Raw genomic sequence first — 8,027 nt, 5'->3', positions numbered from 1 at the left:
TGTTAGAACTTGAAAATAAAAACCCTGAGGAATTTGAGTTGTTACTTGAGTTTTTAAAAGTATCTATTAGAAAAAATGAATTAGGAAGAGTAATAAGTGATGGGGTGATTAAAGTATGAGTGAAATCAAAAATAATAACTTAGAATTTATATTGAGTAAGCAAGTAATCGAAAAAGATGTTCCTGATGAGATATTGAAACTAAAAGCTTTTAATAGGACTACTTGGGATTTTGGATTAAAAATGTATTTCTATGGTGTCATAACTGGAAAACAAATCGAGAGATCTAAAAGAAAGCACAAATCTGAAATTTCAATATTGAGAGAGGATATTATCAGTAACCTCAAGAGTATCTATAACTTTAAAACTTTGAAACATATAAAGAAATATTGTGAAGTATTTGCAAATGAAAATAAATAAAGGAGATTTTAAAATGGGAAATTTTATATTAGAGATGTTATTTGATAATTACATAGAATGTGGAGGAAAAATAAAAATAAAAAATAATGAATCTTATTTAGAAGCATTAAGGGAAGCAGAAAATAGCTTAAAGGAAATATCAAAAAATAAAACAGAAGAACAAAAAATATTAATAAGAGATTACGAAGAAAAAGTAAATTTTGTGAAATTATTGGAAGAAGAACACGCATACTATAAAGGATTTATAGATGGAGTTAAATTAAGCAAAGAAGTAAAAGAACTGAGTGGAGTTATGTCCTTTAAATAAAGAATTTAATTTATAAATAGTATATAAATAAAGTTTAATAAACTGTTTAGTGTTATAATATTAAGTAAATTAAAAGAGAATGTGCAAAGTTTGACGACCAACACATTCTCTAACCACTAAAGGAGTTTAATCCTTTTATTAAAGGTGTATAAAAACACCATTTTTATATACCTAATTATATGCTATTTGCGAAATAAAATCAATGGTTGTATATATTTGGAAAAGGATAAGCTCCTAAATAGGGAGGGATAAAATGAGTTGCTCTAATGCAAAAAATATAGAAATAAATGATATAAATAATTTAGAAATAATACATAGTAAATCAAAAGGATACATAACTTTAGCAAGTAAAAAGGAGCAAAAATTTACTCAATGGCACTATAAAATTAATGAATTAGAAGATAGATATTCTGAACTTATAGATAAAAAAGTAAATGTTTATATAAGTCAGAATACGTTTTATAAGCCTCAAAGAAGGATTGAAAATATAAAAGAATTAAATGCAATATTCATTGATATAGACTGTTACAATAAAAATTATACTAAAGAAGCAGTTAAGTTTTTTATTGAAAAGGATTTAAATGGTATAATACCAAGACCTACAATGTTAATTGATAGTGGTAGAGGTTTATATTATATACTAAAAATAGAACCAGTTCCAAGTAAGGCATTATCATTATGGTATGCAGTTCAAAGATATATATATAAGCATTTAGCAGAATTTGGAGCAGATTCAAAGGCATTAGACCCTACTCGTGTGTTACGAGCCACTGGAACAATTAATTCAAAGACAAGTACAGAGGTGAAAGTTGTTGACTATGAGGAATATACATATACATTAAAAGAGATACAAGAAAATTACTTACCAGAACTAAAGGAAAAGAATCAGAAAAGTAAAGGCAGACCTAAAAAAGTAGTTAGCTTATTTAATGAGCATAGTTTATACCATGCAAGATTTAATGACTTGATAAAAATATGTGAACTTAGAAGTTATGATATGGAAGGATGCAGAGAAGTAACTTTATTTTTGTATAGATATTTTACTTGTTGCTTCATGGAAGATGAGGGACAAGCTTTAGAATGTACTTTAGGGCTAAATAAACAGTTTGTAAAGCCTTTAAGATACAATGAGGTAGTAAAACATACAAAGAGTGCAGAAACGGCTTACAAGAGCAAAAAATATAAATTTAAGAATAGTACATTGATAGATTTATTGGGAATAACAGAAGAAGAACAAAAATATCTAAAAACAATAATAGGTAAAAAAGAAGCTAATGAAAGAGAAAAAGAAGCTAAAAAATTAGCTCGAAGAAATGAAAATGGATTAACAAAAAAACAACAGGAGCTTTTAGATTTAAAAAAAGAGCTATTAAAACTTAAAGGAAAAGGATTAAGTAATAGAAGTATAGCAAAACAATTAAATATAAGTGAATCTAAGGTAAGAACAACACTAAAAAAATAGGTGCGTTAAAAAACGTCGCTTTGAATTAAGGGGGTATGTAATACTGTTTCGTTTTTAAACCTATTCAGGTGTTAGATAAAATTATTTTAGGAGGTGTTTTTATGACTAGAACAAGAGGGGGCGAAGCTGATTTAAGGGCTTTACATAAAGAATTTGATGATGCTTCATGTAGTATTGTTAATAAAAATAGAGAATTAGTTGAATTTCTTGAAAGACAAATTTCTGATAAAAATGAAGAATTAAGAGATTTAGAAAATGAATTAGAAAAAGCTACTTCTATTAAAAATAGAGAATTAGCTGAATCTCTTGAAAAACAAATTTCTGTTGAAACTAAAGGATTAGAAGATTTAGAAAAGAAACTTGAAGAAGAAAGAGTAAAGTTAGAGAGATCTATTGCTTTTCATAATGATAGGGATTAAATTTTTAGTAAAAAAGATGAGTATTGCTAAGTACTCATCTTTTTTATTGTTATTTTATTGTTTAAAGAAGAGCATAAGGAGTTTTTGCCCCCAAACGGTGTTGGGAGTTAGGCAAAACCTAATAAAACTATGGGGACATAAAAAGTGTAAAATATCCATGTTTGTGGTCGTAGAATTTAAATAAAAGTTCTTATAGTGTTAAATAATTATTCTATGCTATACTGTTTATATGTAAGTATTAAACAGTATGTAAGGAGATATTAAGATGGAGTTATTAAAGGGTTCAAAGCTTCAAAAGTTTACTTCAATTGAAAATGACTTAATTTATAGAGAAGATCTGAGTGTATATGAAAAAATGATATATATAACATTGGCAAGTTATAGCGATGATAATAGTTGTTGTTTTCCAAGCTGCAAAACAATCTCTAAAAAGGTTGGTTGTAGTGAAAGACAAGTTTCAAGAGCATTGAACAATTTAGAATCTAAAAACTTGATCCAAAGAAAAAAATATCGCTCTGAATGTAAGAAAAATATGTACTTTGTATTTAAGTCAAATAGTTTATCTAATAAGACTGGCAGTCCTATGGAAGCAGACTCGCAGTCTTATGACATACAGACTCAGAGTCCTATTAATAATATTAAGAAGAACAATATTAAATATAATAGTTATTTAGACCTAACATTTTTAGATATGGATATAGAAAAAGTAAAAATAACTGAAAAAAGTTATAAATTGCTTATAAATAAGTTTGGTAAGGAAATAGTACATAATAAAATTGGTAGTTTAGAAAATTATATTGTTAATGGTGATGGAGAAAAATATAAAAATCATGAAAAAGTTTTAACTGCATGGTGTTCAAAAGAGTATAAAGATAAAGAATCTAAAGATCCTTTACGTGATTTTAAGAAACTTTAATTTATGGAGGTATTAGGAATGTATTTAGAAGAAAAACATGTTTTAGAATCAATGTCGCTTAAAGATATATCTAATGAGTTCTATGTGATCCGTAAGGATACTTTTAAAAATAAACAAAAACTTAAAATAAAAAATAGTGAGCAATTTAATGACTTATGCGAAGAGTTAAATTATTTATCTGATAAATCAAATGATTTTTTAGAAAGAGGTTATTTAGTTTTTAGACATGTAGGTAAAAAATTAAATGACGAGCAAATAAGAAAAATTAAAAGTGATATTGGTACATATAGAGAAAAAGCTAAAAAATATGGAGTAAGTCCAGCGACAATCTCAAAAGTTATGAATGATAAATACTAAAGTACTATAAAAATCCATTTAAAACGATTTTAAGAGATTTATATGATATAAATGAATAATTGGTTAATAGTGGATATAGAATGGCTTAGAGTGTTGTTTAAATAGATTTTAAGCATGGAAATAGTGAAAAGGTTAGAATTTAGTTAAGATATTTGTATATGTAACTATATTCTAACTTTTTTTATAACAAAATTAAAACTCACACTCAAACAATAGTTTTACATTTTCAATATTCAAAATAATTTTTTTTCAATATTGAATTATGTGCTTTTTTCAATATTCAAAAGCAGCATATGACTATGTATTGAATTTCAATATTGAAAAATTGAAAGGAATGTAGCATTTCCAAATATTGTAGATGTTGATTCCATTAAACAAAAAACACAGGTTTATGTTAGCTGACCAAAATGGCTTAAATTAGTGTACTGGTAGAAGCTTATTAAAATTTTAAAAATATTATAATAAACAAGATGTTATTTTTATAGCAAATAGAATTAAGAAAAAAGGTTGATTATTTAAAAAGGTTATAGAATGTCCTGTTTTTTCTAAAATAGACATTTGGTATGTGTAAATATGATGAAAGTAAGTAAATACAATATTTGTATGAGATATTAAAAATGTCCTAAAATCTATATTAGAGGTCATTTATACGCTGAGTTTATGATTTTGAGTACTAAAATATGTTATTAGTCTAAGAATGAGAAGCTTAATGTCTAAAGAATAATGCTATGACTGGTATTAGTTATTTTGAGGTTGGACAAATGTATACTTTTAGTGTGTATTTTGTTTGAACAGAAGTATGTTGCTAAAAACCAAAAAGAAGGTTTTTATATGAATTATAGCGTTATTATATTAACAATAATAAGAGAGATTATATATTTTCAGCTAATGTAAAAACGAATATATATTAAGTGATAATTAAAAATATATTATTAAAATAAAGTTTGTCTAGTAACATATGAGACACAGGACAAATACGCAAGTGTTTTCAATAGATGTAAGACAATATAGCATAAAACAACTAGTTTCTAAAGATAGTTTTAAGGAATAGTTGATATTTATTTAATGTTATTTATATATCAAGAATTAAGGAAGGGGGGTACATTCTATTTTGAATACCTCCTATTTTTATGAAAATGAGTTCTAGGAATTTTCTAGCAAGATTTAAAAGCCAAGAAATATCACTTTGAAATATATAAAAATGATAAAAAATAAGCTATAAACAAGTGAAAAACTAAAAATTTATCATTTTTATATTTACAAAAATGATAAATTGGAATATAATGTATTTAAGGAAGGGGGTGAGAAAATGGAAACATATAAAATAATTGGAAATGAAATAAGAAAAATAAGAAAAGAAAAAGGATTATCTACACAAGAAGTAGCTGAATATTTAGATTTAAAGAGAAGTTCATATCTAAACATTGAATGTGGTCAAAGAAAGCCAACACTTGAACAACTTGAAAAAATAGGTGCTAAGTTAGATTGTCGTTGGGCAAAATTTTTCCCAGCATCAGAGTTAAAAGATTTTGATAATGAAGAAGAAAGGGATACGTATATAGCAATATCAAAGGAATTTATAAAAGAAGCTGAGGAAAAAATAAGAAAAAGAGATTCAGACATAAAAGAACTTATATTAGAAGCTATAAAATTAGAATCTACAAGATGGTCTTTAGATAAAGATTTCTTGTCAGATAAAGAGATAGAAGGCGTTTATGAACTGGCATATCAGAGCATAAGCACTAGAATGAAACAATTAAAATCAGAAAAGGAGAAATAGAAATATATGTCTGAAGAGGTAAATCAAAAACAACAAGCTCCTACTGATATAGAAAATAAAGAATTAGTGATTGACGAACCTTTACAACAGAAAATAGTAGAATTAGTAGGAAAGCAAATAGAAGAAATTACAAAACAATTAAAATCAACACAGGAAGAAAACAAAGATTTAAAACAAAAGCACTATAAAATAGAAATGCAGAAAAAAATAAAGGCTAATGGGCTAGAAGATCCTAGTTGGATAGATATTTTATATGATGAAGATGAAAAAGTTATTGATTTCAAAATTGAAGCAGCTAAAAAAATAATAGCTGATGAAGTCCAAAGGGGAGTTGATAAGAGAATAAGAGCAAGTTCTTACACTCCTCCTGGTAATGATAATTGGTTATCATCTAGAAAGTCATCATTTGATAGTTTAGTAAAGGGAGGTAAATAAATATAATGTCAGCAATATTAAGTGAAAAACTTACAGGGCTTATACCAGGTGAGATTACAACAGAAATAATTAAAAAAGTTATAAATGGATCATTCTGTTTACAAAATTCAAGACGAGAAGGAATGACAACTGAGAGCAAAACAATACCAGTTATGGCAGAGATGCCAGGGCCAACATGGGTAGGAGAAGGCAAAGAGATAAATGTAGTTGAACCAACTATAGTACCAGTAACTTTGAAAGCAAAAAAACTAGGAATGATAATAACTGCATCAAGAGAAACATTAGAAGATACAATTTTAGATACATTTGAAAATTTAAAAGATGCAATAGCAGATAGTTTTTATAAAGTAATAGATAAAGCGATTATTATGGGTGATACATTAGAAGATGGAAAAGTTTTTACAAGTCTATATGAAGTAGCATCAAATCAAGCTATTAGTAGATCTGATAAAAGTTTATTAGATGATTTGTCGGACACTATGGCATTAGTTGAAAATAACAATTATTCAGTTACAAATATAATCGCACTCAATACACTAAAAAATGAGATTAGAAAAATGAAAACAAAAAATGATGAATATTTAATAGCTGATACATCAGATTTATTTTCAACTAAAGTACACTATACAAGTCAATTAGATAAGACAAAGACAAATTTAATTACAGGAGATTTCAATAATCTGATAACTGGTATATACAAAGATATAACATATGATGTACTTAGAGAAGCTACCTTAAACTTGGGTGGGGGAAAAGAAATAAATTTAGCACAGCAAGACATGGTTGCTATAAGAGTCACGATGAGGGTTGCATCACAAATATTAAGAGAAGATGCCTTCTCACTTATAAAACCAGCCGTATAACCATAAGAGCCATTAGCTTGGCTCTTACTTATACTTTTCTATAAATTCAAATAGGGCTTGGCTGATAATATCTTGTACTTTATATTTTTTATTAGCTTCACAGAAAGCAACAAAATCTTTTTGTACATCTTCATAAATTTTATAACTTCGAGTAACTGTATCACCTTCAAAATCATTTATTTTCAATTTATCCGCCTCAACTACTTTTAAACTATTTTGTGATTTATACCAACTATAAACCTCATTTAACTTTATATCCATTTCATTAAAATTTGATAATATGTCTTTTAGACCTAAGTGGTTATCAGCATCCGCCACAACTACTTTATTACTACTATCTTGTTTTTTTATATTTTCTGTTGAGATAATTTCAACTATAGATTCATAAATCTTTGTCTTTTGATTGTATTCATAACCAACTTTTTTAAATCTATCTCTTATAGTTGTGCGACCAATATTTATATCTTTACAAATATTAGTGAGTGTATGATCTTCTAAAAGTTGCTTATTAATATAATCAATTTGATCCATTGTAGATAATCTATCAAAAGTACTTCTATCCATTTTAAAACCTCCAAATAATAACTACTAAAGTAGTATTCTAGTAGTTGTAATAGAATCCTTTATTTATCCCAACCAAGTATATCGTTTGGTGAACATTCGAGTGCTAGACAAATTTTTTCTAAGAGTTCAAACTTTATAGATGTTGTTTGGCCAGATGCAAGTTTATTTAAGTTGTATTGAGTCATTCCAGTTTGTTTTGCTAACCAATATCTTGTCTTACCTTTTTTATCAAGTATTTGTTTTATTTGTATATTCATAATAATAATCTCCTTAAAATAATGTGTATATCAATAGTATATATTACAGAGTAGTACTTTTGGTCAAGATACCTATTGACAGTAGTACTTGTTAAGAAGTATTATTTAGATATATAAAATTAAGGAGGGTGATTCAATGTGGAGCATGATCCAAAAGAAGTTATAGAACTTGTGTTAGAACTTGAAAATAAAAACCCTGAGGAATTTGAGTTGTTACTTGAGTTTTTAAAAGTATCTATTAGAAAAAAT

At 26.6% G+C, this 8,027-nt stretch carries 11 protein-coding genes; 9 read left to right on the top strand and 2 right to left on the bottom strand.

All coding sequences use genetic code 11. The features are described 5' to 3' along the window. Window positions 1-115 precede the first annotated feature (115 nt). The 9 genes from KGF50_RS18945 to KGF50_RS18905 all read left to right on the top strand — a co-directional run bounded on the left by KGF50_RS18945 (window position 116) and on the right by KGF50_RS18905 (window position 6,957). Window positions 116-418: a hypothetical protein gene (locus KGF50_RS18945; RefSeq protein ID WP_227849504.1), complete on the top strand. Its 303-nt coding sequence runs from the start codon at window positions 116-118 to the stop codon at window positions 416-418. A 13-nt stretch (window positions 419-431) separates the two neighbouring features. Beyond that, window positions 432-725 carry a hypothetical protein gene (locus tag KGF50_RS18940; RefSeq protein ID WP_227849503.1) on the top strand — a complete coding sequence of 98 codons (294 nt, stop codon included), beginning with the start codon at window positions 432-434 and terminating at the stop codon, window positions 723-725. A gap of 253 nt (window positions 726-978) precedes the next feature. After that, window positions 979-2,187, top strand: coding sequence for a DNA-binding response regulator (locus tag KGF50_RS18935; RefSeq protein ID WP_227849502.1), 1,209 nt, complete (start codon window positions 979-981; stop codon window positions 2,185-2,187). Between the two features lie 101 nt (window positions 2,188-2,288). Further along, window positions 2,289-2,606 carry a hypothetical protein gene (locus KGF50_RS18930; protein ID WP_227849501.1) on the top strand — a complete coding sequence of 106 codons (318 nt, stop codon included), beginning with the start codon at window positions 2,289-2,291 and terminating at the stop codon, window positions 2,604-2,606. A 265-nt stretch (window positions 2,607-2,871) separates the two neighbouring features. Next, window positions 2,872-3,522 carry a helix-turn-helix domain-containing protein gene (locus KGF50_RS18925; protein ID WP_227849500.1) on the top strand — a complete coding sequence of 217 codons (651 nt, stop codon included), beginning with the start codon at window positions 2,872-2,874 and terminating at the stop codon, window positions 3,520-3,522. A gap of 18 nt (window positions 3,523-3,540) precedes the next feature. Continuing rightward, complete coding sequence (locus KGF50_RS18920) at window positions 3,541-3,879, top strand: hypothetical protein (protein ID WP_074176621.1); 339 nt, start codon at window positions 3,541-3,543, stop codon at window positions 3,877-3,879. Window positions 3,880-5,188: 1,309 nt separating this feature from the next. Next, complete coding sequence (locus KGF50_RS18915) at window positions 5,189-5,659, top strand: helix-turn-helix domain-containing protein (RefSeq protein ID WP_227849499.1); 471 nt, start codon at window positions 5,189-5,191, stop codon at window positions 5,657-5,659. Between the two features lie 6 nt (window positions 5,660-5,665). Then, the gene (locus KGF50_RS18910) at window positions 5,666-6,094 is read left to right on the top strand and encodes a hypothetical protein (RefSeq protein WP_227849498.1); all 429 of its coding nucleotides are present in this window, start codon (window positions 5,666-5,668) and stop codon (window positions 6,092-6,094) included. Window positions 6,095-6,099: 5 nt separating this feature from the next. After that, window positions 6,100-6,957, top strand: a complete 858-nt coding sequence (locus KGF50_RS18905; RefSeq protein ID WP_227849497.1) for a phage major capsid protein — start codon at window positions 6,100-6,102, stop codon at window positions 6,955-6,957. A gap of 24 nt (window positions 6,958-6,981) precedes the next feature. Here the strand turns inward: KGF50_RS18905 and KGF50_RS18900 are convergent, their stop codons facing one another. Together KGF50_RS18900 and KGF50_RS18895 are read right to left on the bottom strand one after the other, a co-directional pair. Beyond that, on the bottom strand, window positions 6,982-7,521 hold the full coding sequence (locus KGF50_RS18900) for a DUF4250 domain-containing protein (RefSeq protein WP_227849496.1): 540 nt from the start codon (window positions 7,519-7,521) through the stop codon (window positions 6,982-6,984). A 59-nt stretch (window positions 7,522-7,580) separates the two neighbouring features. After that, a complete protein-coding gene (locus KGF50_RS18895; protein WP_194687337.1) occupies window positions 7,581-7,778 on the bottom strand; it encodes a helix-turn-helix domain-containing protein in 198 nt (65 codons plus the stop codon). Window positions 7,779-8,027: the final 249 nt, after the last annotated feature.

Source organism: Clostridioides sp. ZZV15-6598, assembly GCF_020657705.1.
Taxonomy (GTDB): Bacteria; Bacillota; Clostridia; order Peptostreptococcales; family Peptostreptococcaceae; genus Clostridioides; species Clostridioides difficile_F.
This window is presented reverse-complemented; position numbering and strand designations above follow the sequence as displayed.

Coding starts and splice junctions, on each gene's coding strand:
- KGF50_RS18945 (WP_227849504.1), top strand. CDS start 116: ATGAGTGAAATCAAAAATAATAACTTAGAATTTATATTGAGTAAGCAA.
- KGF50_RS18940 (WP_227849503.1), top strand. CDS start 432: ATGGGAAATTTTATATTAGAGATGTTATTTGATAATTACATAGAATGT.
- KGF50_RS18935 (WP_227849502.1), top strand. CDS start 979: ATGAGTTGCTCTAATGCAAAAAATATAGAAATAAATGATATAAATAAT.
- KGF50_RS18930 (WP_227849501.1), top strand. CDS start 2,289: ATGACTAGAACAAGAGGGGGCGAAGCTGATTTAAGGGCTTTACATAAA.
- KGF50_RS18925 (WP_227849500.1), top strand. CDS start 2,872: ATGGAGTTATTAAAGGGTTCAAAGCTTCAAAAGTTTACTTCAATTGAA.
- KGF50_RS18920 (WP_074176621.1), top strand. CDS start 3,541: ATGTATTTAGAAGAAAAACATGTTTTAGAATCAATGTCGCTTAAAGAT.
- KGF50_RS18915 (WP_227849499.1), top strand. CDS start 5,189: ATGGAAACATATAAAATAATTGGAAATGAAATAAGAAAAATAAGAAAA.
- KGF50_RS18910 (WP_227849498.1), top strand. CDS start 5,666: ATGTCTGAAGAGGTAAATCAAAAACAACAAGCTCCTACTGATATAGAA.
- KGF50_RS18905 (WP_227849497.1), top strand. CDS start 6,100: ATGTCAGCAATATTAAGTGAAAAACTTACAGGGCTTATACCAGGTGAG.
- KGF50_RS18900 (WP_227849496.1), bottom strand. CDS start 7,521: ATGGATAGAAGTACTTTTGATAGATTATCTACAATGGATCAAATTGAT.
- KGF50_RS18895 (WP_194687337.1), bottom strand. CDS start 7,778: ATGAATATACAAATAAAACAAATACTTGATAAAAAAGGTAAGACAAGA.